The 24120-nt window shown below is 68.8% G+C and carries 23 protein-coding genes, 1 pseudogene and 1 riboswitch; of the genes and pseudogenes, 9 read left to right on the top strand and 15 right to left on the bottom strand.

What is annotated here, in order from left to right; translation table 11 throughout:
• Positions 1 to 6: 6 nt before the first annotated feature.
• Positions 7 to 492 carry a polyadenylate-specific 3'-exoribonuclease AS gene (locus tag ACFFJD_RS02985; RefSeq protein ID WP_382360701.1) on the bottom strand — a complete coding sequence of 162 codons (486 nt, stop codon included), beginning with the start codon at positions 490 to 492 and terminating at the stop codon, positions 7 to 9.
• 79 nt (positions 493 to 571) lie between these two features.
• Here ACFFJD_RS02985 and ACFFJD_RS02990 point away from each other — a divergent pair, with 79 nt between their 5' ends.
• Positions 572 to 1900 (top strand): glycosyltransferase 87 family protein, encoded by a 1329-nt coding sequence (locus ACFFJD_RS02990; protein ID WP_382360704.1) that lies wholly within the window; start codon positions 572 to 574, stop codon positions 1898 to 1900.
• Positions 1901 to 1903: 3 nt separating this feature from the next.
• Here ACFFJD_RS02990 and ACFFJD_RS02995 read toward each other — a convergent pair whose 3' ends face one another.
• The 6 genes from ACFFJD_RS02995 to ACFFJD_RS03020 form a co-directional block, all read right to left on the bottom strand.
• Positions 1904 to 2605, bottom strand: coding sequence for a lysophospholipid acyltransferase family protein (locus ACFFJD_RS02995; protein WP_382360707.1), 702 nt, complete (start codon positions 2603 to 2605; stop codon positions 1904 to 1906).
• A 72-nt stretch (positions 2606 to 2677) separates the two neighbouring features.
• Positions 2678 to 3682: an ROK family protein gene (locus ACFFJD_RS03000; RefSeq protein WP_382360710.1), complete on the bottom strand. Its 1005-nt coding sequence runs from the start codon at positions 3680 to 3682 to the stop codon at positions 2678 to 2680.
• 13 nt (positions 3683 to 3695) lie between these two features.
• Positions 3696 to 4052: a hypothetical protein gene (locus ACFFJD_RS03005; protein ID WP_382360713.1), complete on the bottom strand. Its 357-nt coding sequence runs from the start codon at positions 4050 to 4052 to the stop codon at positions 3696 to 3698.
• A 66-nt stretch (positions 4053 to 4118) separates the two neighbouring features.
• Positions 4119 to 5321, bottom strand: a complete 1203-nt coding sequence (locus ACFFJD_RS03010; RefSeq protein WP_382361011.1) for an ArsA family ATPase — start codon at positions 5319 to 5321, stop codon at positions 4119 to 4121.
• A 20-nt stretch (positions 5322 to 5341) separates the two neighbouring features.
• Positions 5342 to 5779, bottom strand: coding sequence for an SRPBCC family protein (locus tag ACFFJD_RS03015; protein ID WP_382360716.1), 438 nt, complete (start codon positions 5777 to 5779; stop codon positions 5342 to 5344).
• Positions 5772 to 6191, bottom strand: a complete 420-nt coding sequence (locus tag ACFFJD_RS03020) for a hypothetical protein (protein ID WP_382360719.1) — start codon at positions 6189 to 6191, stop codon at positions 5772 to 5774. The genes ACFFJD_RS03015 and ACFFJD_RS03020 overlap by 8 nt, the downstream gene beginning before the upstream one ends.
• A gap of 162 nt (positions 6192 to 6353) precedes the next feature.
• On the opposite strand from ACFFJD_RS03020, the gene ACFFJD_RS03025 reads away from it, so the two are divergent.
• Positions 6354 to 8162: an AMP-dependent synthetase/ligase gene (locus tag ACFFJD_RS03025; protein ID WP_382360722.1), complete on the top strand. Its 1809-nt coding sequence runs from the start codon at positions 6354 to 6356 to the stop codon at positions 8160 to 8162.
• A gap of 3 nt (positions 8163 to 8165) precedes the next feature.
• On the opposite strand, the gene ACFFJD_RS03030 is transcribed toward ACFFJD_RS03025, so the two are convergent.
• The 4 genes from ACFFJD_RS03030 to ACFFJD_RS03045 form a co-directional block, all read right to left on the bottom strand.
• Positions 8166 to 9284 carry a glycosyltransferase family 4 protein gene (locus tag ACFFJD_RS03030; RefSeq protein WP_382361014.1) on the bottom strand — a complete coding sequence of 373 codons (1119 nt, stop codon included), beginning with the start codon at positions 9282 to 9284 and terminating at the stop codon, positions 8166 to 8168.
• The gene (locus tag ACFFJD_RS03035) at positions 9284 to 10762 is read right to left on the bottom strand and encodes a hypothetical protein (protein ID WP_382360725.1); all 1479 of its coding nucleotides are present in this window, start codon (positions 10760 to 10762) and stop codon (positions 9284 to 9286) included. The genes ACFFJD_RS03030 and ACFFJD_RS03035 overlap by 1 nt, the downstream gene beginning before the upstream one ends.
• 1 nt (position 10763) lies before the next feature.
• Entirely contained in the window at positions 10764 to 11729 is a 966-nt protein-coding gene (locus ACFFJD_RS03040) for a C40 family peptidase (protein ID WP_382361017.1), read from the bottom strand.
• Between the two features lie 156 nt (positions 11730 to 11885).
• Positions 11886 to 12467 carry a C40 family peptidase gene (locus ACFFJD_RS03045; protein ID WP_382360728.1) on the bottom strand — a complete coding sequence of 194 codons (582 nt, stop codon included), beginning with the start codon at positions 12465 to 12467 and terminating at the stop codon, positions 11886 to 11888.
• Between the two features lie 19 nt (positions 12468 to 12486).
• A riboswitch (cyclic di-AMP (ydaO/yuaA leader) is annotated at positions 12487 to 12671 on the bottom strand.
• A 551-nt stretch (positions 12672 to 13222) separates the two neighbouring features.
• On the opposite strand from ACFFJD_RS03045, the gene ACFFJD_RS03050 reads away from it, so the two are divergent.
• Positions 13223 to 14926, top strand: coding sequence for a DEDD exonuclease domain-containing protein (locus tag ACFFJD_RS03050; protein WP_382360731.1), 1704 nt, complete (start codon positions 13223 to 13225; stop codon positions 14924 to 14926).
• Positions 14838 to 15116, top strand: coding sequence for an Lrp/AsnC family transcriptional regulator (locus tag ACFFJD_RS03055; protein ID WP_382360734.1), 279 nt, complete (start codon positions 14838 to 14840; stop codon positions 15114 to 15116). The genes ACFFJD_RS03050 and ACFFJD_RS03055 overlap by 89 nt, the downstream gene beginning before the upstream one ends.
• 21 nt (positions 15117 to 15137) lie before the next feature.
• Here ACFFJD_RS03055 and trpD read toward each other — a convergent pair whose 3' ends face one another.
• Positions 15138 to 16232 (bottom strand): anthranilate phosphoribosyltransferase, encoded by a 1095-nt coding sequence (gene trpD / locus ACFFJD_RS03060; RefSeq protein ID WP_382360737.1) that lies wholly within the window; start codon positions 16230 to 16232, stop codon positions 15138 to 15140.
• A complete protein-coding gene (locus tag ACFFJD_RS03065) occupies positions 16229 to 16654 on the bottom strand; it encodes a hypothetical protein (RefSeq protein WP_382360740.1) in 426 nt (141 codons plus the stop codon). The genes trpD and ACFFJD_RS03065 overlap by 4 nt, the downstream gene beginning before the upstream one ends.
• 230 nt (positions 16655 to 16884) lie before the next feature.
• Between ACFFJD_RS03065 and ctaE the strand changes: the two genes are divergently transcribed.
• The 5 genes and pseudogenes from ctaE to ACFFJD_RS03090 all read left to right on the top strand — a co-directional run.
• Positions 16885 to 17493 carry an aa3-type cytochrome oxidase subunit III gene (ctaE, locus tag ACFFJD_RS03070; protein WP_382360743.1) on the top strand — a complete coding sequence of 203 codons (609 nt, stop codon included), beginning with the start codon at positions 16885 to 16887 and terminating at the stop codon, positions 17491 to 17493.
• 48 nt (positions 17494 to 17541) lie between these two features.
• A complete protein-coding gene (qcrC, locus tag ACFFJD_RS03075; protein WP_382360746.1) occupies positions 17542 to 18480 on the top strand; it encodes a cytochrome bc1 complex diheme cytochrome c subunit in 939 nt (312 codons plus the stop codon).
• Positions 18477 to 19631 (top strand): cytochrome bc1 complex Rieske iron-sulfur subunit, encoded by a 1155-nt coding sequence (gene qcrA / locus ACFFJD_RS03080; RefSeq protein WP_382360749.1) that lies wholly within the window; start codon positions 18477 to 18479, stop codon positions 19629 to 19631. Before qcrC ends, qcrA begins: the two co-directional genes overlap by 4 nt.
• Positions 19628 to 21256: a cytochrome bc1 complex cytochrome b subunit gene (gene qcrB, locus ACFFJD_RS03085; RefSeq protein WP_382360752.1), complete on the top strand. Its 1629-nt coding sequence runs from the start codon at positions 19628 to 19630 to the stop codon at positions 21254 to 21256. Before qcrA ends, qcrB begins: the two co-directional genes overlap by 4 nt.
• Positions 21257 to 21299: 43 nt before the next feature.
• A pseudogene (locus tag ACFFJD_RS03090) lies at positions 21300 to 21710 on the top strand (nuclear transport factor 2 family protein); the annotation flags it as partial.
• Between the two features lie 668 nt (positions 21711 to 22378).
• Here the strand turns inward: ACFFJD_RS03090 and ACFFJD_RS03095 are convergent.
• Positions 22379 to 22795, bottom strand: a complete 417-nt coding sequence (locus ACFFJD_RS03095; RefSeq protein ID WP_382360755.1) for a cytochrome c oxidase subunit 4 — start codon at positions 22793 to 22795, stop codon at positions 22379 to 22381.
• Positions 22792 to 23970 (bottom strand): aa3-type cytochrome oxidase subunit II, encoded by a 1179-nt coding sequence (ctaC, locus tag ACFFJD_RS03100; protein ID WP_382360757.1) that lies wholly within the window; start codon positions 23968 to 23970, stop codon positions 22792 to 22794. The genes ACFFJD_RS03095 and ctaC overlap by 4 nt, the downstream gene beginning before the upstream one ends.
• Positions 23971 to 24120: the final 150 nt, after the last annotated feature.

Here is a 24120-nt window from a genome sequence, read left to right on the forward strand (position 1 = left end):
CCGGCGTCAGCGGCCGGCGATCGCCTCGATGGCCTGCCAGCGGAGCAGGTTGTGCCGCGCGTCGGCCAGCGCGCTGTGCGCGTCCTTGCCCGCGGCAGGCAGCGGCGGACTGCCCGCGGCCTCCCAGTGCTGGCGCAGCTCGCGGGTGAAGCGCGGCAGTGCCCGCGGCAGCTCGGGCATCGAGCCCCACAGCTGGCACAGCACCACGTGGTCGTAGGCCCCGATCCACGCCCACAGCTCCACGTCGCCGGGGCTCGCGGTCACGAAGTCGAGGAAGTCCTCGCGGATCTGCCGGTTGCTGCGCCACGCCTTGTCCGCCGGTGACGGCAGTTTGTCGAGCACGTTGGCACGCACCCACGGGCCCGCACGACCCGGATCGAATTCGGTCGAGACCGCGTAGAACTCGCGGCCGTCCTCGGCGGCGACGCCGATCGAGACCAACTCGATCGTCTTGCCGTCCTCGATGAACTCGCAGTCGTAGAAGTAGCGCACGAGAATCGATTATCCCCCACGGCTCGGCGCGCCCATGCGGTGCGTGGATCGCCGGGGCGCGCCGAGTAACTTAGGGGTCATGTCCCCGCAGGCGCGAACGACGGCGACCCGGTTGCGCCGCTGGCGCCCCGGGACGCCGGCCTGGGCGCTGGCCGCGCTGGTGTTCGTGGCCTCGTCGACGCTGCAGATCGTGGGTGTGCCCGGAACGTCGAGCTTCGGCACCCGCACCCGGTTCGACCTGGACGTCTATCGCCTCGGCGGCCAGCTCTGGCACCAGGGCATCAGCCTGTACGCCGAGGGCTCCATGCCGTTCACCGCCGACGGCATCTGGCTGCCGTTCACCTATCCGCCGTTCGCCGCACTCGTCTTCACCCCGCTGGGGGCCATTTCGCTGGCCGTGGGCAGCATCGCGATCTCCGTGGTGAGCGTCCTCTGCCTGGTGTACGTCACGGTGATCTTCCTGCGCATGCTGCACGTGGGCTCGGCCCGCAACCGCCCGCTGCTGGCCCTGTGGATCGCCGCCGTCGCGGTGTGGTGCAACCCGTTCGGGATGACCCTGGGCTACGGGCAGATCAATCTGATCCTGCTGGTCCTCATCGTGACCGACCTGTTCGTGCTCGGTCATCGCGCCGACGCCGCGGACTCCCGCCTGCGCGGCGCTCTCATCGGGCTGGCTTCGGCCGTCAAGCTGACGCCGCTGGTCTTCCTGGGCGTCTTCGCCGCCGCGGGCAGATGGCGCGCGGTCCTGGTCGGTGCCGCCACCTTCCTGATCGCCGCCGTGATCGCCGCGGCCTGGCTCCCGGCCGATTCGTTCACCTACTGGACCCACACGCTCTTCCACACCGGTCGCATCGGCGTGCCGGAGGGACCCATCAACCAGAACTTGAACGGCGCGTGGCTGCGCCTGGTGGGGGCGGACAATCCGGTGGCGCCGGCACTGTGGGTGGTCTCCGCGCTCGGCGTCACCGTGCTCGCGGGCCTCGCGCTCGCCCGCACCCGGCCGGTCGCGGCCTTCGCCCCCGGCGCCACCCACCGCGACGACGTCAACGCTCTCCTCGCCGCGTGCGTGGTGGGATTCTGGGGCCTGCTGGTGGCACCCACCACCTGGGCGCACCACTGGGCGTGGGCGCTGCCGGCGGTCCTGGCCTGCTTCGTCATCGCCTCGGCGCCCAGCGGCCGCTGGGCCACCCGCCTCTACGGCGGTCTGGGCATCGTCGGTATCCCGGTCTTCGCGATCGGTCCGTTCCAGTTGATGCCCAAGGACGTCACCACCTGGGCGTGGTGGGAGCACCTGGTCGGTAACGCGTACCTGCTGTGGACGCTCGCGTTCCTGATGCTGTTGTGGCTGCTGCCCTTCCGACGCGACGACGAGGCACCGGCGCTGGATGCGGCGACTCTCGCCGCCTGAACCTCAGGCGGTGCCGTCGGTCTTCGGCGGGGCGGGCTGGTTCTTCAGCGAGGCGGCGTAGACGTCGACGTACTGCTGCCCGCTGAGTCGCATCAGCGAGTACATGATCTCGTCGGTCACCGCGCGCTCGATGAAACGGTTGCCCGCCATCCCCTCGTAGCGCGAGAAGTCCAGCGGAGTTCCGAACTTGATGGTGATGCGGGTCGGTCGCGGCAGGATGGTGCCCGGCGGGTTGATGCGATCGGTGTTCACCATCGCGACGGGAACCACCTGGGTGCCGCTCTCCAGCGCCATCCGCGCAAGGCCGGTCTTGCCCTTGTAGAGGCGGCCGTCCGGCGATCGGGTGCCCTCGGGGTACAGGCACAACACCCCGTCGGCGTCCAGGATCCGTCGGCCCGCGGTCAACGCGCCCGCGGCGGCCGTCGCCCCGGACCGATCGATGGGGATCTGGCCGGAGGCACTGAAGAACCACTTCTTGAACCGGCCCTTGAGGCCCGGCTCGGTGAAGTACTCGCTCTTGGCCAGGAAGAAGATACGGCGCGGGGCCATCAGCGGCAGATAGAAGCTGTCGACGACGGCCAGGTGGTTGCTCGCCAGCAGGACCTTGCCGTCCGGCGGCAGATTCTCCAGACCTTCCACCTTGGGACGGCCCATCAACCAGAGCAGCGGTCCCATGAGGACGTACTTGAAGAGGTAGTACCACATCTTGCAGACCTGCTTCCTCCGCAGCGACCGCACGCGCTCGGCTCAGGCGTGTCGGCGTATCGGGTGACTACCTTACTGCCCCGCCCGGCCCGGGTTCACCGTCGCCTCGGCAAGCGCGGCAAGGCCCAGCTTGGCCACCTTGGCCGCTCCGATCACCCCGGCGCTCTCCCCCAACTGCGTGGCGCGGATCCGGGCCAGCTGCCGGTGACCGGCACCGGTGACCATCGCCGTGTAGTGCTCGCGCGCCTCGTCCAGGTAGAGGCCCGAGGCGGATCCGAGACCGCCGGCGATGACGACGAGGTCGGGGTCGAAGACGTCGGCGATCATCGCCATGCCCTGACCCAGCCAGTGTGCGAGAGAAGCGAAGGCGGCCAGCGCGATGGGGTCGCCCTCGGCGGCGGCGGCCGCCACCCGCCGACCGGTCAGCGACCCCGGGTCGGCCTGCGATTCGGCCGCCAACGCGGACGGACCCGGCTCGGTCTGGGCCAACAGCTCGATCACCGTGTCGACCAGACCGGTTCCGCTGCAATACCTTTCGAGGCACCCGCGTTTGCCGCAGCTGCACGGTCGGCCGTCGGGCACCACCACCAGGTGCCCCAACTCCGGTGCCACCCCGAAGCTGCCCCGATAGAGCTGCCCGCCCATCAGCATGCCCGCGCCGATCCCGGTTCCCAGGGCCAGCACCAGGGTGTTGTGACCGCGCGCGGCCGCACCGAAATGCAGTTCGGCCAGTGCCGCCGAGTTCGCATCGTGCTCGGCGAAGACCGGCAGCCCGAGGCGCTGCGACATCTCCGCCGGGACCGCGGCTTCCCGCCAGGCCAGGTGCGGGGCGAACCGCACCGTCTGCCGGTCCGGCGAGAGGAAACCGGCGATGGCCAGGCCCACGGCGCGCACCGCCCAGCGATCACGCAGCTCGGACACCAGCCGATCCAGGCAGTGTTCCAGGGCCGTCGCCGTCGGTGGCGTCGCGGCCCGCAGGGTGTCGAGCATGCCTCCGTCGGCGTCGACGACGGCAGCCCGCACGCTGGTGCCGCCGATGTCGATACCGATGGTCAGCTCGGTGGAGAATGGGCTCATCGGGTTCAGCCTGTCACGGATGAGCCGAGCCGGTGCCGATGCGCACCGGAATCGACTCGAAGGTGCTGCCCGGCGACGCCGTGTCCGCGCCCGGCGACGACCGCAGCATCTCGGCGATCGCCTCCAGGACCGCGATGGCGGTCGTCAGCAGGCGGGCCAGGAGGTCACCGAGTTCACCCACCAGGGTCCCGAGCTCGCCGACCAGTTCACTCAGCCGCGAGGAGCCCACGACGGCGGCCAGATCCGGTGCGGAACCGCCGCCGATGAGGGCCGCCCACTGGTCCAGCTGCCCGGCCAGGCCGAGGAGGAGTGCGTTGACCGGGTCGTCCGCGGCATGGCCGGTATCGGCACCTGGCGCATCGTCGGTCATCGGTGGGCATTCTCTTTCGCTGGCGGATCGGGCGGACTTCTCAGATTACACTCCGGGCCTTCGCGCTCAGCGCTGCGGCCAGACGGCCGGATCGGGCCGGAACTGCACGATCAGGCGCTCGCCGTCCCAATCCGCGTCGGTCACCCGGCAGCGGCGCAGCACCGACGGCAGGGTCACCGGCTGCCGGAAGCCGCCCACGGTGACCAGCAGATCGTCGCCGGAGCGGCCGAGGGCCAGTTCCTCCGGCCGCGGCAGCGTCTGCCGCCAACTGAGGCGGTACCGGGCCTGCAGCCCGTCGCCGTCGAGATGTTCCAGCACCGGGTCCGCCGCGCCGCGCGCATGCCCGTTCGGCGACGCCAACTGCACGCTCAACCGGCGCAGCTGCGACAGCTTGGCCGGTTCGGTATCGAGGGCGTGCACCGCGGCCAGGTGCACGGCGGTGTCCGCGTCGGCCCCGAGCAGGGTCCGCGCCGCCGTCGTCGCCGGTGCGGTGTCGAGGCCGCCGGGGCCCTCGTTGACCAGCACCGAACGCAGCGGCAGGCCCATCACCTCGGTGAGCGCCACGTGATCGGTCACCGTCGTGCGTCCCCGCTCCCCGCCCGGTACCACCAGGTGCACGGCCGTGCCCGTCGGATCGCCCAGCAGTTCCCGCAGGTCGTGGCAGTCGCGATCGATGCTCTCCACCGCCGCGACCACCGAGGCCAGGGCCGGCTTCTCGGAGGCCTGCGCCAGACGCGCATGGCGCGGCCAGAGCCGGTCCAGGGCGGCCGTCAGCACGGTCGGCGACCGCAGCACCGCATACGGGTCGCCGAGGCCGGACAGGTCCACCACCACCGCGCGCCAGCGCCCGGAGGTCGCCGCGTCGCGGATGGCGCGCAGCAGCAGAAACTCCTGCGCCCCCGGCAGACCGGTCAGCTCCCCCGCATCGATGTCGGCGATGGTGCCCACCACCGGCAACAGGTGTCGTCCGATACCGACCGCGTGGAGGGCGGCGGTGAAGTCGGTCCAGGCCCGTTCGAGCAGGCCGAGCGGATCCAGGTGCAGCAGGTCCAGCTCGCCGGTCGCCGCGACCGGTTCACCGGCGACGCGGAAGACACCCAACCGCTCCGGCAGCGTCGACCGCGGGTCGACGGTGATCAGCAGGGTGCGGTCGTCACCCACCAGCGACAGCGGTCCCCCGCGTCGGGCCGGACGCTGCGCATCGGCCACTCCGAGCGCTCCGGCCGCGGCGATCGCGGAGATGCCCGAGCCACCGGGTCCGAGCACCAGGTGGAGGGGAGCCAGATCGATCAGCCTTCGACCCTCTTCTTGAGATCGTGCAGCGCCGCGTCGGTGATCGCCTTCTCCGCGCGCCGTTTGAGCTGACTGATCATCGGGATCAGCAGATCGACGGTGAGCGTGTAGGTCACCTTGGTGGAACCGGGCACCTGCTGGTCGAGTTGGTACGAGCCGCGCTGGCCGCGCTGCAGGTCACTGGACTCCAGGACCCACGAGACCGCGGTCCCGTCGGGCGCCCAGTCGTAGGCCAGCACATAGGTGTCGGTGAGCACCCCGGCGTCGAGTTCGAAGCGCACCCGCTGGGCGCGGCCGGCGGTGTCACGCTCGAGCACGGTCACCTCGCGGGCCGCGGTGACCCATTCGGGGTAGGCATCGAAATCGGCGATGACCGCCATGATGGCGTCGACGTCGGCTCCGACGACGATCGACTGTTGCGTGTGATCAGCCAAAGGTCGCCGCCTCCTCGTCGTTCACGGCCGGACCGCCGATCTCCCGGCCGCCTTCGAGCAGGTCCTTGACCTGGAAGGACATCTCCTTGCCCCGGACCCGGTACTGCTTGTTGAGGGCGGCGGCCGCGACCAGCGCCGCCGCGGGCTCGCTGGGCAGGGCCGCGACGGGCTCGGCGTGCATGTAGAAGTGCAGAACGAAGCCATCGAGCACTTCCTCACACCAGATCTCCATGGTGCCCTCGACCGGCCCGGTCACCCGCCAGCGCACGCCGGCGTTCCCGCGGTCCTCCACGACCTCCAAGCGCAGGTCGCCGAACCATCGCCGCCAGCGCGCGCGATCATTGACCACCGCACCGGCAGTCGACGGCGCAGCCGCCACAAAGGTCTCGTCAGCCACCTGGATGGTCGTCACGACTCCTAGCATCACACACCGGGGGCGCGCAGCGAAAGCCGACCATGTGCTTGGTCGGCAGTGATTCGCCGATAGACTGACGGAAAGTGACCGTGATGTGAGAAAAGTCCTGATGGCGTCGGTCGCGGGCCGTCAGAGCATGAATCGAAAGGCTGCCAGTCTATGGCCGAGTACACCGAGCCCGCTCAGTTCGTCACCCCGCCGGAGCGCAATGCGACCGACGTTCTGTTCGATATCGCCGCGGCACGACCGGATAAGTCGGTCTTTCTCCGCGAGGTCGACGGACAGTGGCTTCCGGTCACCGCCGCGGAGGCGGCCGGCCAGGTGCGCGCCCTGGCCAAGGGGCTCATCGCCTCCGGCATCAACCCGGGCGACCGCGTAGCGCTGCTCTCCGCGACCCGCCTGGAGTGGACCCTCCTGGACTTCGCGATCTGGACCGCCGGGGCCACCCCGGTGCCGATCTACGACTCGTCGTCGGCACCCCAGATCGACTGGATCCTGGAGGACTCCTCGGCCACCGGCATCATCGTCGAGAACGAGGCCAAGCGCGCCCTCCTCGCCGACGTCGCCCACGTCACCCCCGCCACGCTGGTGTTCACCATCGATCCCGCACAGGGCCCGAGCCTGATGGAGCAGCTGACCGCGGCCGGCGCGGACGTCACCGACGCCGAGGTCGAGGCTCGACGCACGTCGCTGCGCGCGGACTCCCCCGCCACCCTCATCTACACCTCCGGCACCACCGGTCGCCCCAAGGGCGTCATGCTGGCGCACGCCAACCTCCTCGGCGAGATCGGCGGCGTCCTCGACTCGTCGATGTCGGGGATGCTCGGCGACGGCAAGCGTCTGCTGCTGTTCCTGCCGATGGCGCACGTGCTGGCGCGGGCGATCAACCTGGTGGCGCTCGAGGCCGGCGTGGCCGTCGGATACACCGCCGACATCAAGAACCTGCTGCCCACGTTCGAGACCTTCCGCCCGTCGCTGATCCTCTCGGTGCCCCGCGTGTTCGAGAAGGTCTACAACTCTGCGCGCCACAAGGCCTACGACTCCAGCGTCATCAAGGGCAAGATCTTCGATCGGGCCGCCAGCACCGCCATCGCGTACTCCACGGCCAGCGACTCGGGCTCGGTCGGCACCGTGCTGGAGCTGCGACGCAAGCTGTACGACCAGCTGGTGTACAGCAAGCTGCGCGCCGCCCTGGGCGGCCAGTGCGAGATGGCCATCTCCGGCGGCGCACCGCTCGGCGCCCGCCTGGGCCACTTCTTCCGCGGCGTGGGCATCCCGGTGTTCGAGGGCTACGGCCTCACCGAGACCACCGCCGCGATCACGGTGAACACCCCCGGCCATGCACGGATGGGCACCGTGGGCCGCCCGATCCCGGGCAACACCGTGCGCATCGGCGACGACGGCGAGGTCCTGCTCAAGGGCGCGGTGGTCTTCGGCGGCTACTGGCAGAACCCGGACGCCACCGCCGAGTCGCTCACCGACGGTTGGTTCCACACCGGTGACATCGGCACGCTCGACGCCGACGGCTACCTGAAGATCACCGGCCGCAAGAAGGAGATCATCGTCACCGCGGGCGGTAAGAACGTGTCCCCGGCGCCGCTGGAGGACATCATGCGCGCCCACCCGCTGATCTCGCAGGCGATGGTCGTCGGCGATCAGCGTCCGTTCATCGCGACGCTGATCACGCTCGATCCGGAAGCCGTTCCCGCCTGGCTCGAGCGCAACGGGAAGGATCCGGCCACCACCATGCGCGAGCTGGTCAAGGACCACCAGCTGCACGCCGAGGTGCAGACAGCGATCGACGAGGCCAATGCGACGGTGTCGCACGCCGAGGCGATCAAGAAGTTCCGCATCCTGCGCGACGACTTCACCGAGGAGACCGGCGAGCTGACTCCGACGCTGAAGGTCAAGCGCAAGGTGGTCGCCGACAAGTACGACCACCAGATCGAGAAGCTCTACCGCGGCTGAGTCCTAGAGGAGCTGCTGGAGCCGGGCGGCCTGTTGACGCCACTGCCAGGTGTCAACGGCCCACCGGCGACCGGCGGCCCCCATGGCCGCGGCGCGCTCGGGGTCGGTGAGCAGGGCGATGACGGCGTCGGCGACCTCGTCGACCCGGCGACCGTGCACCACGATCCCGGTCTCCCCGTCTCGCACGGTCTCCGGCGCTCCGCCGGAATCGCCGGCGACGACGGGCACACCGCTGGCCGAGGCCTCCAGGAAGACGATGCCCAGGCCCTCCACATCCAGCCCGCCGCCGCGGGTGCGGGTGGGCATGGCGAAGACATCCGCCATGGCGTGGTGCATGGGCAGTTCGGCCGCCGGAACGGTACCGGTGAAGGTGACCCGGTCGGCCACACCCACCGTGTCCGCCAGGGCCTTCAAGCGGTCACCGTAGGGGCCGCCGCCGACGATCATCAGGTGCACGTCGGGCACCGCGGCGATCACCGTCGGCAGCGCCTTGATCAGCACGTCCTGTCCCTTGCGGGGCACCAGTCGCGACAGGCACAGCACCACCGGGACGTCACCGAGCCCGTATCGAGCCCGAAGTTCTTCTCGCGCAGCCGAATTCGGCGCGAACCGGTCGACGTCGACGCCGCACGGCAGATACTCGAGCGCGCCGCGCGGTCCGAAGGCGGACGCGAACCGGCCACGGGTGTAGCGACTGACGAAGGTGATCACGTCCGCGGTCTCACCGATGACGCGCAGCACCTGCCGCGCGCCGGGCAGCATCGACCAGCCCACCTCGTGGCCGTGTGTGCTGGCCACGATCCGCTGCGCACCCGCATTGCGGAGCACCGGTCCGAGCACGGCCAGCGGAGCCGCCGCTCCGAACCACACGGTGTGAATGTCGTTCTCGCGCACCAACTCCGCGGCGCGGCGGGCCACCTCCCGGGTGGGCAGCATGAGGGTTCCCGGGTGTCGCACGATGCGGTACGGCGCCGCGGCGTCGTACTCCTCGCAGCCCTTCCAGCGGGGTGCGTAGACGATCACCTCGTCGGCGGGCAGATGCGCCAGCAGGTTCTCCAGGTAGGACTGGATCCCACCGGGCCGGGGCGGAAAGTCGTTGGTCAGCAACAGCGTCCGCTTCATCACCGCACCTCGTTCCGCAGCCACGACTGCCACTCGCCGATCATCTTCCCCTGGCTCGTGCCCAGGGTCTTCTCCAGCGCCGCGGTCACTGCCGCCTCGTCGGTCTCCCGAGCCACCGCGGAGTACATCGCGCGCAGCCGGTCCTCACCGTATTCGTCGGCGACGAAATCGGCGAACGACCAGGCCGTCTGGTACGCCACACGGGCCGCGGGCGTATCGACGGCGAAGGCGGAGTTCGGCGGCAGGGCGTCGGGCAGCTGACCGGCGGCCACCTCCACCGCCAGGTCGGGGGCCAGATCGGTGAGGGTGCCGGTGCTCCCCCGGCGCCCCACGTACTCGGCCACGCCCTCGGTGAGCCACATCGGCGCGTCCACGGCCGTGTCGATCCGGGTGGCGACGTGGAAGAGCTCGTGCCGCAGGATCACCGCCACCCCGGACTCGGTCAACTGACCGGCGGCCGGCGACAGCACCACTCGCTGCCCGGTCACCGTGCGACCGGCCCGATCGATGGTGTCGTACACCGTGGCCGCGGCGGCCGCCGCGGTCTGCCCGGCCTCGGTGCGGGTGAAGCCGGCGAACTGCCGTTCGGTGCCGGTGACCGTCACCACGGCGCGACGTGTCCAGTCGCGGCCCCAGAAGTCGGTCACGTGCTCGATCGCCGGCGCCAGCTGCCGCCGGACCTTGGCCACCGTGCGGTCGGTGCCCGGATACGACAGCACCGACGAGACGCCGCCCCCGCTCGGGACGTCGGCGGCCCGCAACCCGGGGAACGCCCACGGCACCAGTTGCGGCGGGCGCGCGGGCGCCTCCGGATCGGTGTCCGGCGCGGCGATCTGCGCGCCGTCGCCGAGGAGCTTCCAGTCGTCCCCGTAGCGCGCGAAGGCCAGTAGCTGATCGACCTGCACCAGGGGTTCGTCCACGCCCGGCACCGCGGTACCGCCGAGCGCATAGCTCACGGTGACCGCCGAGACCCAGGAGTCGGTGCTGCCGGCCTCGGACAGGCGAATCCCCAGCGATCCGCCGATCAGGCGGTCGGCGCCGGTATTGGGTGCCAGTCGATATTGCAGCGCGCGCAGGACCAGCGCGTCACCCCGGTCGGGCGCCTCGGCGGCCGTGGACGGTCGCCGCTCCGACGCGGACGACGAACTCGGCGCCGGCGACGAGGCCGACGGCGGGGTCGCTGCGAGATCGGCGGCGGCCTCACGCATCGAGCGCCGGAACTCCGGCGTCGCCAGCGGATCGATCAGCGTCTCGACCTGCTCGGGCCGACCGGAGGTCAGCGCCGCGCTCAGCGCATCCAGGAGACGAATGACGCCCGCATCGCGCTGCTCTTCGTAGGCGCTCGGCGAGGTGGTGTACAGCGAGGTGGTCGACGACGGCGCGGCCGTCGGCTCGGGGCTGCCGCACGCACCGACGCCGCCGACGAGGACCGCCAGCAGCGCCGAGACCGCGACCGAGCGGCGGCGGGCAACGATCAAGTCAGTACCGTCGTGCCGTGTTGTACGAACCGGCCTTGTCCACCGGCACCACGGCCACGGGTACACCGAAGGTGGATGCGTGAATCACGTACCCGTTGCCCACGTAGAGGCCGACGTGGTGGGCGTCGGGGTAATAGATGATCAGGTCGCCCGGCTTGAGATCCTTGCGGTCGACGGGCTTGCCGCCGGCCATCTGCGCCTCGCTGGTGCGCGGAATAGTCTTGCCTGCCTGCTTGTAGGCCCACAGCATCAGGCCCGAGCAGTCGAACTCGTCGGGTCCGGTCGCACCCCACACATAGGGGTCGCCGATGCGGCTCAATGCGGCGTGCACCGCGACGGTGGCCGGCGAGGTGCCCTTGGGCACCGCCTTCGCATCGAAGGTGTACTTGGGCCCGCGGAGCGCGGCCAGTTCCTTGCCGGTCATCGACTGGTACACCGCGCGCACCGCGACAGCTTCCAGCTGCAGGTCGGCCTGCTTCGCCTGCAGATCACCGCGCTTGCGCGCGGCATCCTTGACCGCGGTCGAGGCCGCCGTGGCCGCCTGCTCGGCCGACTTCTTGGCGTTGGTCGCGTCCCGCGCGATGCTCTTGATCGACTTCAGATCCGCGGCCGACTGCCGGGACAGCACTTCCAGATCGGACATGTTGTTCAACAGGTCCTGCGGCGAATCGGACACCAGCATGGCCGAGAGCCGATTGACCCGGGCCCCACGGAAGCTAGCGCGGGCGAGGGCGTCGAGCTTGGTCTGCGCGGTGTCCATCTTGGCGGTGGCCTTGTCCAGGCTCCGCTGGGCGCTCGCCGCAGCCTTCCGCTGGGTGGCGACGACGCCGCGCTGCTTGTCGTATTCGACCTGCGCCTTGTTCATCGCCTCGGCGGACTTCTCCGCCTGGATCGAGAGCTGCTTGTATTGGGCCAGGACCGTCTGGGGTCCGCCGGCCGGCTCGGCGAATGCCGCCGAGGGTTGCATGGTCGCCAAGGTCGTCGCCGCTAGGAGTGCGGCGACGAACGAAGCGGTGCGCCGTGATTCAGTCACGAGAGAAACTCTCCTGCTACCGCCAGAACGAGCCGTGGGCGCTTTCGCTCACGGCTCGTTCTGGACGAAAGTGAAATCTTCCGGCTCCGCTCAGTAGCGGCGGATGCCCGTCAGCGACCAGGCCTTGACCTTGTCGCGCTTGACCGGCACACCGTAGGTCGAGGAGTGCACGAACATGCCGTTGCCCGCGTAGATGCCGGCGTGGCCGCCACCGTTGAAGATCAGGACGTCGCCGGGGCGCGCCGAGGCGAGCGAGGCCACCGGGGTGCCGCCGCCGAGCTGGCCGTAGCTGTCGCGGGGGACGGTCTTGCCGGCCTGCTTGTAGGACCAGTAGACCAGGCCCGAGCAGTCGAAGGCGTTGGGGCCGACCGCACCGTACGAGTACGGCGAACCGATCTTGGACTCAGCGGCACGCAGCGCCTTCTGCGCGCGCGCCGGCTGGCTGTTGAGGAGGCCGCCACCCTGAGTGCCGCCCTGCTTGAACTGCGGCGGAACCTGCTTGTCGTTGACACCAGGCAGTTCGAAATCGCCCACACCCGGGATCGAGATCGGCGCGGCATCGGCGGGCCCGGCGGCAATCGCGAGGGTGCCGACGGCGATCGATCCGGCGATCACTGCGGTCTTGGCGGCCTTGACGGCGCCCTTGGGCTGTTCCATACGGTGTTTCGCCACGGAAACGGTTCTCCTTGGTTGGTTCTCCCTGACCGCCGACCGGGTTAGCTGTCGGGTTCGGGCCGGAAGAGATGGCCCTACGCGGTCTGACCCGCGATTCACCCCGATTCCAGGCGCGTCCTCGTCGGTCGCGGGTCCGGAAAAAGAGTGGGTCCCCGGTTCGCCTTCCACGTGAGCAGGAGGGCGATTAGGCGGTGTCCTTCCGATCGGTGACCCCGGTTAGGGGGCGACCACTCGGTAGGTCTCAGAAAGATTACGAAACCTGAACGCCCGATGTCCACCGGTCGAGCCGCGCGCCGCTTCGAACCGCACCGTCAGACGGCCCGGAGATGCCGTCGACCCTCCCCACACGCAGCGCCGTGAACTGGGGCGATGTGCGCTTTTGCCGCCCGACCAGCCTTTTCGGTGATCAGCGCTGTGGCAACCAGCACATCGACGGCCGAGGAGATCTCCGCCTCCTCCGGCATTTCGTCGGCCTCGGGACCATAGTCCCTGGCCAGGGGGTCAAAAAGGACCTGCATCAGACACCCGTCACATGCGCGGTTTCGTCCCGGGCACGTCGCGCAGTCGATTCTCATTGTGATCTGCCTCTCATTCACCCGTCGGGCTGTGCACGTTGTCAGTTTTGCCGCCGGATCGGTCGTCGGGTCGGGCCGGAAGGCTCAACCTCGACCGGAGGGTAAACCGACCCCCCGACAGCCCCGGCGCCCGTTTCGCCTACCACGGTTGTCGGAGGCTCGAACTAACGTGCGGTCATGGACCAGTTGAGTTTCGCCGACCTGCCGGGTGACGAAGCATTCGCTTCCCTCTCGCTCGCCGACCTCACCCTGGTGGTCGTCGACCTGGAGACCACTGGCGGCAGCCCCGAGAACGACGCGATCACCGAGATCGGCGCGGTCAAGATCCGCGGCGGCGAGGTACTCGGAGAGTTCGGCACCCTGGTCGATCCCGGGCGCGCCATCCCACCGCAGATCGTCACCCTCACCGGCATCACCTCGGCGATGGTGCACGACGCACCGCCCATCGAGCAGGTACTGCCGGCGTTCCTCGAGTTCGCGCGCGGCGCGGTGCTGGTGGCCCACAACGCGCGCTTCGACGTCGGATTCCTCCGACGCGCCGCCGCGCGGCAGCACCTGCCGTGGACGTTTCCGGCGACCCTGTGCACGGTGCTGATGGCGCGCCGGATCCTGACCAGGCAGGAGGCCCCCACCGTCAAGCTGAGTGCGCTGGCCGAACTCTTCGATGTCACGGTGCGCCCCACCCACCGCGCCCTCGACGATGCGCACGCCACCGTCGAGGTCTTCCACCACCTCCTCGAGCGTGTGGGCAACCAGCAGGTGCACACCTACCGCGATCTCACCCGGTACCTGCCGCGCGCCACCCCAGCGTTGCGCGCCAAGCGCTCGCTGGCCGACGACCTCCCACATGCGCCCGGCGTCTATCTCTTCCGCGGCCCCGGCGACGAGGTCCTCTATATAGGCACCGCCGTGGATCTGCGTCGCCGAGTGGGCAGCTACTTCACCGGCGGTGACACCCGCGCCCGCATGGCCCAGATGGTGGGGCTGGCCGAACGGGTCGAGCACATCGAATGCGCGCATGCGCTCGAGGCCGGGGTCCGCGAGCTGACCTTGATCGCCGTCCACAAGCCGACGTTCAATCGGCGCTCGGCCAACCCACACCGCGGCTGGTGGATCACGCTGACCGGAAGCGAACCCCCACGCCTGAAGGTCAGCCGGACACCGTCCGCCGTGTGCTTCGGCCCCGTGTCCGGGCGCACGGTGGCCGCCGAGATCGCCGCCGCCCTCACCGAGGTGGCCACGAGCACCACCGAGGTGCGCGAACTCATCGACGGCCGCTCGGATGCACCGCTGGACGCGTTGACCCGACGACTGACCGCGTTGGCACAGAGTCGACGCTTCGAGACCGCGGCGCGGGCCCGCGACACCCTGGCGTCGACGATCGATGCGCTCGCCCGCTGCCAACGCCTGTCCGCGATCGCTCGGCTCGACGAACTGGTCCTCGCCCGCCCCACCGATGCCGGCGGCTGGGAGTTCGCCGTCGTCCGGCACGGCCGCCTGGCCGGCGCCGGCTGCGCACCCCGAGACGCCGCGCCGATGCCCGTGGTCGCGGCACTCCTCGCCGGAGCGCAGCACATTCCGGCACCCGGCGATCAGGCCGGGCCGCTGGCCGGCGCACCACCGGAGGAGGTCGCGCTGATCGCCGAGTGGATCAGCGCTCCAGGCACCAGGCTCGTGTCGGTGCGGGGTGATCTGCACTCCCCGCTGCAGTCGGCCGAACGGCGTCGCGACTTCTCCCGCACCGCCCGCGAGGCCCGCACGCTGGCACAGACCCCTCGTTTAGGCTCAGAGGATGATCACCGCCATCGTCCTCATCGGAGCCGACATCCATCAGATCCCGGAGACCGCCCAGGCCGTCGCCGACATCCCGGGCGTCACTGAGGTGTATTCGTGCGCCGGCGACGTCGACCTGATCGCCAAGGTCCGCGTCCGCGACCACGATCAGATCGCCGACGTGGTGACCGGCAAGATCAACCGGCTGCCCGGCGTCAAGCGCAGCGCCACCCACATCGCCTTCCGGAGCTATTCGAGCTCGGAGGTCGAGGGCGGCTTCTCCATCGGCGACGAGTAGCGCCGCCGCGGACGGGGGCGGTCAGTCGGCCAATGCCGAACTGAGCGCCGCCCAGTCGGCCAGCCGCGCTGCCGCGGCACCCGAGTCCAGCACTTCGCCCACCCGCACCGCGGCGGCCCGCAGCGCGTCGGTGAACTCGGACTGGTCGTAGAGACGGTCCTGCTCGAAGGCCACCAGCGCCGCGGCCGCGTTCAGGGTGACCGAGTCGCGAACCGGCCCCACCGCACCGGCGAACAGGTCGCGCGCGACCTGTGCGTTCACTTCCGCGTCACCGCCCTGCAGCGCGGACAGCTCCACCAAGTCGATCCCGAGCTCGGTCGGATCGACCGTCAACTCCCGCACCTGCCCGCCGAGGACCTGCCACACCGACGACGTCGTGGTGGTGGTCAGCTCGTCGAGCCCGTCGTCGCCGCGCACCACCAGCACGCGATTGCCGCGGGTGGCGAAGGTCTGCGCCAGCGTCGGCGCCAGGTCGGCGAAGGCGCACCCGATCAGACCCGCGGGCGGTGCCGCCGGATTGGTCAGCGGCCCGAGCACGTTGAAGACCGTGGGAATGCCGATCTGCTTGCGCGGCGGTCCGGTGAAGCGGAACGCCGGATGGAACACCGGGGCGAAGCAGAAACCGATGCCCACCTCGCGCACGCACCGCGCCACCGCATCCGGGCCGAGTGCGATCGCCACCCCGAGCGCCTCCAGCACATCGGCCCCACCGCTCTTGGACGACGCGGCCCGGTTGCCGTGCTTGACCACCGGAACCCCGGCCGCGGCCACCACGATCGAGGTCATCGTCGAGATGTTGACCGTGTGCGAGCGGTCGCCGCCGGTCCCCACGATGTCGAGGGCATCGCCGGCGGTCTCCACCCGGTTGGCCATCGACAACATCGTCTCGGCGAGGCCGCGCAGTTCCTCGGCCGCCGCACCCTTCATCTTCACGCCCACGCCGAAAGCCGCGATCTGCGCGCCGGTGGCCGCGTCGGACATGATCTCCCGCATGGCCCAGCCCGCCTCGGCAGCGGTCAGGTCGAACCCGTCGGTCACCTTCCCCAGCACTGCGGGCCAGGTGAAGGCGTCCGGAGACGACGGCACGGACGAAGAGGCGGCATCGGTAGAACTCACTCCGCCACAGTAGCGACCGCCGCGGGAGCCAACACCGCCCAACTGCCGAAAGCGCCGCCCAGTCGCGTGGTCATCGAGCTCAGCAGTGCCCGCTCCTGCGCGACCGTCTGCGCATCCACCTTCTGCAGCCGCGCCAGGGCCACCGCGACCCGCCCCTCGGGCGCCGCCGGATCCGAGCCCAGCGCCGGCGCCCGCACATAGCCGTCGACCGCACACCGCTCGACCAGCTCCGCCACCCGCCCGGCGTCGACGATGACGACGTGCCGCAGCAGCAACTCGTCGGCTCCGATCCCGGCGACCCCGGCGAGCACCGTCGATGCCGCGGCGGTTTCGTCGTGGCACTCCACCAGAAGCCTTGCGGTCGGCAGCTCCTCACGGGGATCACGGATACGCGCCCGCCTTTTTCGCCACATCCACACCATCTGTCACTCCTTAAACACTGCTCATTACCCAGGTCGCCTTCAGGCTCGTCTCAGCCGGGTGGGACATCATCAGCATGCCCGCCCGAACCGTCGACAACCAGCGGAAAACTCCGGCAGGACACGCCGACCGGGCCCCAACCGGCCGCCCCTGACCTGCATCGACACAACAAGTTCGGACCAATTTGGGACCCGAGTGGTCATCGCTTACTACGAACCGTCATACTTCTCATGTGACTAGCGCCGTGGGTACCCCAGGAACCGCCATGACCTCGCGCGTGCATTCGCTGAACCGACCGAACATGGTCAGCGTCGGCACCATCGTGTGGTTGTCGAGCGAGTTGATGTTTTTTGCCGGCTTGTTCGCGATGTATTTCGTCGCGCGAGCCAATTCCGTCGAGTGGCCTCAACAGCCCGCTCACCTCAATCTTTGGCTCGCCATCCCGGTGACATCGGTGCTGATTCTCAGCTCCGTCACCTGCCAGATGGGCGTCTTCGCCGCCGAGAAGGGCGACGTCTTCGGACTTCGCCGCTGGTACACCCTGACTCTGGTCATGGGCACCTTCTTCGTCGCCGGCCAGGCGTACGAGTACTTCACTCTCGTCGACAGCGGCGTGACGCTCTCGTCGTCGTCGTACGGCTCGGTCTTCTACATGGCGACCGGCTTCCACGGATTGCATGTGATCGGCGGTCTGTTGGCCTTCGTCATCCTGCTGATCCGAACGCGACTTTCCAAGTTCACTCCCGCCCAAGCCACCGCCGCGATCGTCGTGTCGTACTACTGGCACTTCGTGGACGTGGTCTGGATCGCCCTGTTCGTCGTCATTTACTTCGTGCAGTAGCCCACGGCGGCCGCTGAAACAGTCCAATCGCTTAGTAGAGAGACACCGATGAGATCATCTCCACCGAGTTCGTCGCAGCCGCTCGACGGCGACGACGCCTCCACAGAGGGCGTTGCGACCGCCGGAAACGCAAAGACCGACGCGCGGCGTGCCCGCTCGCGGCGCAAATTGCGTCGTCGTGCGAGCGCCACCGCGTTCCTGCTGTTCGGCCTCGTTGCCTCCGGCCTGCTCGCCGGCCTGCTCACCCCCGAGCCCCAGGTCGCCACGGCCGAGCCCACGTCCGCCGAACTGGTGGCCGCCGGCAAGCAGCTGTACGACAACTCCTGCGTCACCTGCCACGGCGTCAACCTCGAGGGCGTGCCGGATCGCGGTCCCACCCTCCTGGGTGTCGGCGACGCGTCGGTGTACTTCCAGGTCTCCACCGGCCGCATGCCCGCCGCCCGCGGCGAGGCACAGGTCAAGCGCAAGACCGTCAAGTTCACTCAGTCCCAGATCGACCAGCTCGGCGCCTACATTCAGGCGATGGGCGGCGGTCCCCGGACGATGTACGCGACCACCGAGAACGGTGACGTCAAGCGCGACGAGAACGGCATGCCGGTCTTGGCGATGGGCGAACTGCGCGGCAACGACCTCGGTCGCGGCTCCGAGCTGTTCCGCCTGAACTGCGCCTCCTGCCACAACTTCACCGGTCGTGGCGGCGCCCTCTCGAGCGGTAAGTTCGCTCCCTCTCTGTCGGGCGTCAACGAGCAGCAGCTCTACACGGCCATGCTCACCGGCCCGCAGAACATGCCCAAGTTCTCCAACCGTCAGCTGTCGGTCGAAGAGAAGAAGGACATCATCGGCTTCATCCGCTACGCAGACACCTCGAACCCGATCGGTGGCTTCGGCCTCGGCGGCTTCGGCCCCGCCTCGGAAGGCGTGGTCATGTGGGTCGTCGGTATCAGCGCGGTCGTCGCCGGTGCGATGTGGATTGGATCCCGAAATTGAGTACCTCTCCTAAAGACGTCCCCTCGGACGACCAGCTGAACGCGATGTCCCGCGACGAACTGGTGAAGCTCGGTAGCAATCTCGACGACGTCGAGATCATCTACCGCGAAGCGCGTAACCCGGTACCGGGAACCAAAGCCGAGAAGCGCTCCGAGCGCATCGTGGCGATCTGGTTCGTGTTGTCCGGTCTCCTCGCGCTCGCCGGCTTCGCGCTGTTCATCTGGAACCAGTGGGAATTCACCATGCCGGAGCAGGACGGGTACTGGGCGTACACGTTCTACACCCCCGCGCTCGGTGTCTCCTTCGGTCTGTCCATCCTGTTCTTCGGCTTCGGCGTGATCCAGCTGACCAAGCGCTTCATCCCCGCCGAGATCTCGGTGCAGCAGCGTCACGACGGCCCCTCGGAGCTCGTCGATCAGAAGACTTTCGCTGCCGGCATGTCCGACGCGCTGGAGACCTCTACCCTCCCCCGTCGCAAGATGATCATGGGCTCGGCCGCATTCGGTCTCGGTTCGCTCGCCCTCGCCGGCGGCGTCGCGGCCATCGGCGGCTTCATCAAGAACCCGTGGGCCGACCCCAAGGACGACCTGTGGCAGACCGGTTGGTCGCCGATCCACAACCCGGCCTCGGACCCGAACGAGACGGTCTTCCTGCGTCGCGACACCGGCAACCCGTACCAGGTCGCCCTGGTCCGCCCGGAGGACCTCGACGCCGGCGCCATGGAGACCGTCTTCCCGTGGCGCGTCTCGGACGGCTACGGCGACAGCGAAGAGTCCCGTCACAAGCTCCTCAAGGGTCTGCGCGCAGTGCGTAACCCGGTGATGCTGATCCGTCTGCGCACTGCCGACGCCGCCAAGGTCATCAAGCGGCAGGGCCAGGAGAGCTTCAACTACGGCGACTTCTACGCCTACACCAAGGTCTGCAGCCACCTCGGCTGCCCGACCTCCTTGTACGAGCAGCAGACCAACCGCATTCTCTGCCCGTGCCACCAGTCGCAGTTCGACGCCCTCGAGTTCGCCAAGCCCGTCTTCGGTCCGGCCGCGCGCGCTCTGGCTCAGCTGCCGATCACGGTCAACAATCAGGGGTACATGGTCGCCGCAGGCGACTTCATCGAACCCGTCGGTCCGGCATTCTGGGAGCGTAAGTCATGACGATGGGCGATCGCCTCGGCGCGCAAGCGCAAGAAATGGACGTCCGGTACCGCGCGGCGGCCGGCATCCGCCGGCAGGTGAACAAGGTCTTCCCGACCCATTGGTCCTTCCTGCTCGGTGAGCTGGCGCTGTACAGCTTCGTGATCCTGCTGATCTCGGGCGTCTACCTCACGATGTTCTTCGATCCGTCGATGGCACACGTGACCTACAACGGCGCCTACCTGCCGCTCAACGGTGTCACCATGAGCCGCGCCTACGAGACCACCCTGGACCTCTCCTTCGAGGTCCGCGGCGGCCTGTTCGTGCGACAAATCCACCACTGGGCAGCCCTGCTGTTCGCGGCGTCGATCATCATCCACATGATGCGCATCTTCTTCACCGGCGCGTTCCGCAAGCCGCGTGAAGCCAACTGGGTGATCGGCTGCTTCCTGCTGCTGCTGGCGATGTTCGAAGGCTTCTTCGGCTACTCGCTGCCCGACGACCTGCTCTCCGGCACCGGCATGCGCGCCGCCATGAGCGGTATCGTCCTGAGTATTCCGCTGATCGGCACCTGGCTGCAGTTCGCCCTCTTCAACGGCGACTTCCCGGGCGACATCATCATCACCCGCCTGTACGTGCTGCACGTGCTGATCTTCCCGGCCATCATCCTGGCCCTGATCGGCGCTCACCTGGCACTGGTCTGGTACCAGAAGCACACGCAGTTCCCCGGCCCCGGCCGTACCGAGAACAACGTCGTCGGTGTCCGAATCCTCCCGGTCTTCGCGGCCAAGGGCGGCGCATTCTTCGCCATCACCTTCGGTGCCCTGGCGTTGATGGCCGGCGTCTTCCAGATCAACGCGGTCTGGAACATCGGCCCGTACAACGCGGCGCAGGTCTCGGCCGGTTCGCAGCCCGACATCTACATGATGTGGACGGACGGTTTCGCCCGACTCATGCCGGCGTGGGAGCTCTACCTGGGCAACTACACGATTCCCGCGGTCTTCTGGGTGGTGCTGGTGATCGGTGTGATCTTCGGATTGCTGTTCTCCTACCCCTGGATCGAGTCCGCACTGACCAAGGACAAGGCGCCGCACAACCTGTTGCAGCGTCCGCGTGACGTCCCGGTTCGCACGGCGGTCGGTGCGATGGCGCTGACGTTCTACATCATCCTCACGGTTGCTTGTTTCAACGACATCATCGCCTTCAAGTTCGACATCTCGTTGAACGCGACCACCTGGATCGGTCGTATCGGTCTGATCCTGTTGCCGCCGCTGGTGTACTTCATCGCCTACCGCTGGGCGATCTCGCTGCAGCGCAGCGACCGCGAGGTGCTGGCGCACGGTATCGAGACGGGCATCATCCGTCGCGAGGCCGTGGGCGAGTACATCGAGATCCACCAGCCACTGGGCCCGGTGGACAGCCATGGTCATCCGATCCCCCTCCCCTACCAGGGAGCGGCACTGCCGAAGCGGATGAACAAGCTGGGTTCGGCCGGCGAGCCGGGTACCGGTTCGCTCCTGGTCGCCGACCCCGAGGACCAGCAGGCAGCCAACGTGGCCACCGCGCACGAGGGCCACGCCGCCGAGAAGAAGGCCCTGCAGGATCTGCAGGCCAAGGGCGGCAACCCGTTCGATGTGAACGAGTAGCCGACCGGCAACGCACTACGACGAAGGGAGCCTCGCGANGCACGATGTTCACGCCCTCCAGTCCATGTTGGCCACCTACGCGCGCGCCGTCGACACCCGGGATTGGGATCTGTACCGTTCGCTGTTCACTCCGGATGCGCGGATCGACTACAGCTCGGCGCCCTTCGGGATCGCCGGCCCGCGCGACGAGGTAGCCGCCTGGCTCGAGCAGTCACTGTCGGTGGTGCCCATGTCCATGCACTACGTCTCCAACATCGAGGTGGAGCTCGACGGCGACAGCGCCACCGTGCACGCGCAGTTCTTCAATCCCATGCAGTTCCCCGGCTTCGCGGACCTGAGCTTCTGCGGCGGCTACTACCACCACGAGATGGTCCGCACCCCGGACGGCTGGCGCAGCCGCTCCCTCCGCGAAGACAACCTCTGGTTCGTCAACTCCCCTACCCCGCCGGCCTAGCCCCCCGCCGCCCCGCGTCGCTGGCACACGTTCGCGTCGCACGCGCTCGACGCGAACGTGCCGGTACGGCGCGAACGCCGCTGTGGCACAACCGGAGCCCGTCGACGGCCGCACGACGGGCGCACAGCACCGCCAACGCGACGGCCACAGTCCCCCCGTCCGCTTCGCCCAACCACATCCGCGGCATCGGCATACGTTCGCGTCGCACGCGCTCGACGCGAACGTGTCGGAACGGCGCGAACGTAGGGGCCGCACGTACCAGCGGCAAGGAGACGGTCCACTGGGCGCAGGCGCCCACCCACAGTCCCCCTGTCCGCGTCGCGCAGCCACGCTCGCGGCGTCGGCGCACGTTCGCGTCGCACGCGTGCGACGCGAACGTGCGGGTACGGCGCGAACGCCGGTGTGGCGCAACCGGAGCCCCGTCGACGGGCCGCACAGCAGCGCCAGCGCGACGGGCCACAGTCCCCCCGCCCGCGTCGCCCAGCCACACTCGCGGCGTCGGCGTACGTTCGCGTCGCACGCGCGCGCCGCGAACGTGCCGGTACGACGCGAACGCCGGCGCGGGGGGCTGCGGGGGGCGCTCGGAGGGAGGGGCGGAAAGGAGCAGGCAAAAAACCGGCCGTACCTGGGGATCCAGGTACGGCCGGTTCAGCGTGTGCGGGAGAGCGTCAGTGCTTCTCCGGTCCCACGTGGTACTCCAGCACCAGGCCGGTGACCGTGCAGATGATCACGACTGCGGCGGCGATGGCGAACCAGAAGTTCGACGTCGCGAAGCCCAGGGCGAACAGCGAGGCGCCCACCGCGATCAGGATCGGCCAGTAGCTGTGCGGGCTGAAGAAGCCCAGCTCGCCGGCGCCGTCTTCGATCTCGGCGTCGTCGTAGTCCTCGGGGCGGATCTCGACCCGTCGAGCCACGAACCGGAAGTAGGTTCCGGCCAGGATCGACAGTGCGGCCGAGAAGAACAGGCACGAGGCGCCTGCCCACTCCACACCGGTGTAGTAGAAGTGCGTGGCCACCGTGTAGATGATGCCGACGACGATGAAGAAGACCGCGATGGCCTCAAAGATCCGTGCTTCGATCTTCATGACAGGTTCACACCCTCTGCTGGCTTGCAGCCCTTACCGACGGTGGACGTGTTGTTCGCGTCACCGAGGTTGTCGGGCAGGTCGGTGGAGGAGACACGGCGGCTGTTGAACGGTGCGGTGACCACAGACTGCGGTTCCTGGCACACGGCGGCCAGCGCCTCGGCGTTGGTGGCCTTGGGGTTGTCCTGGCGCCACTGGATGTAAGCGTCGAAGACGGCGGGGCTCACGGCGCGAACCTCGAAGTTCATCATCGAGTGGTAGGTGCCGCACATTTCCGCACAGCGACCCACGAAGGCGCCTTCGCGCTCGATCTCACTGATCTGGAACTTCGGGTTCTGGTGGTTCTGCTCCGGGAACGGGAACGTATCGCGCTTGAACAGGAACTCGGGAACCCAGAAGGAGTGGACCACGTCGGCCGAGGCGAGCACGAACTCGACGCGGGTACCGGTGGGCAGCAGCAGGATCGGGATCTCCGACGACGTGCCGAGAACCTCAACGTTGTTGAAGGTCAGGTAGTCGCGGATCTTCTGGTCGCGACCGCCAGCCGGACCGCCGAGCTCCTTGCGCTCGCCCTCGTGCTCGTAGTAGTCGGGCACGTTCAGCTCGAAGGGCGCACCCTTCTTCGCCTGGTCGGCGTCGATCAGCTGGGCGCCGTCGGCCGCGCGGACCGAGTTGTAGCCGAACTTCCAGTTCCACTGGAAGGCGGTCACGTCGACGACCACGGCCGGGTTGTCTTCGACCTTCTCCACCTTCGTCTGCGTGACGACGGTGAAGTAGAAGAGCACCGCGATCAGCACGAAGGGGATGGCCGTGTAGGCCAGCTCCAACGGCACGTTGTAACCGGTCTGACGGGGGAATTCCTCGTCGGCCGGACGCGGCGCCTGGTCGCTGTTGCCCTTGCGGCGATGGAAGGTGATGGTCCAGAAGATCAGGCCCCACACCAGCACGCCCATGGCGAGCGCGGCGATGACCGCCCACTGCCAGAGCGTGAGCATGCTCTTACTCTCCGTGGTGACACCGGCTGGCCAGCCGAAGCGCACAGCCTCCTCTGGGCTACACCCGGTAACGAACAGCGCAGTGAGTGCGAGCGCACCGAGCGCCGTCACTCGTTTCACCGTGCGCGACGCACTTGGGCTGCGCCGGGCCGACGAACGTCCACCGTGAGTCAATTTCACGCCTTCCTGCTGACAGGGAGCTATTTCGTGCGAACTTCCACAGCGAGCAGCACTCGCTGGAGACATTCTCGCACCTAGTACTACGCAGCGTAGACCAACCCGGTGAATCGGTCGCGATTGGGTCGGTGCTCGTGTCGGGCAGAGACCGCC

It is taken from the genome of Gordonia phosphorivorans (assembly GCF_042432625.1).
In the GTDB taxonomy this organism is placed as follows: Bacteria; Actinomycetota; Actinomycetes; order Mycobacteriales; family Mycobacteriaceae; genus Gordonia; species Gordonia phosphorivorans.

Bases quoted from the DNA above. Each gene is read 5' to 3' on its own strand.
- ACFFJD_RS02990 (WP_382360704.1), top strand. From the start codon at position 572: ATGTCCCCGCAGGCGCGAACGACGGCGACCCGGTTGCGCCGCTGGCGC.
- ACFFJD_RS02995 (WP_382360707.1), bottom strand. From the start codon at position 2,605: ATGTGGTACTACCTCTTCAAGTACGTCCTCATGGGACCGCTGCTCTGG.
- ACFFJD_RS03000 (WP_382360710.1), bottom strand. From the start codon at position 3,682: ATGAGCCCATTCTCCACCGAGCTGACCATCGGTATCGACATCGGCGGC.
- ACFFJD_RS03005 (WP_382360713.1), bottom strand. From the start codon at position 4,052: ATGACCGACGATGCGCCAGGTGCCGATACCGGCCATGCCGCGGACGAC.
- ACFFJD_RS03025 (WP_382360722.1), top strand. From the start codon at position 6,354: ATGGCCGAGTACACCGAGCCCGCTCAGTTCGTCACCCCGCCGGAGCGC.
- ACFFJD_RS03030 (WP_382361014.1), bottom strand. From the start codon at position 9,284: ATGAAGCGGACGCTGTTGCTGACCAACGACTTTCCGCCCCGGCCCGGT.
- ACFFJD_RS03040 (WP_382361017.1), bottom strand. From the start codon at position 11,729: ATGCAACCCTCGGCGGCATTCGCCGAGCCGGCCGGCGGACCCCAGACG.
- ACFFJD_RS03050 (WP_382360731.1), top strand. From the start codon at position 13,223: ATGGACCAGTTGAGTTTCGCCGACCTGCCGGGTGACGAAGCATTCGCT.
- ACFFJD_RS03055 (WP_382360734.1), top strand. From the start codon at position 14,838: ATGATCACCGCCATCGTCCTCATCGGAGCCGACATCCATCAGATCCCG.
- ACFFJD_RS03065 (WP_382360740.1), bottom strand. From the start codon at position 16,654: ATGGTGTGGATGTGGCGAAAAAGGCGGGCGCGTATCCGTGATCCCCGT.
- qcrC (WP_382360746.1), top strand. From the start codon at position 17,542: ATGAGATCATCTCCACCGAGTTCGTCGCAGCCGCTCGACGGCGACGAC.
- qcrB (WP_382360752.1), top strand. From the start codon at position 19,628: ATGACGATGGGCGATCGCCTCGGCGCGCAAGCGCAAGAAATGGACGTC.
- ACFFJD_RS03095 (WP_382360755.1), bottom strand. From the start codon at position 22,795: ATGAAGATCGAAGCACGGATCTTTGAGGCCATCGCGGTCTTCTTCATC.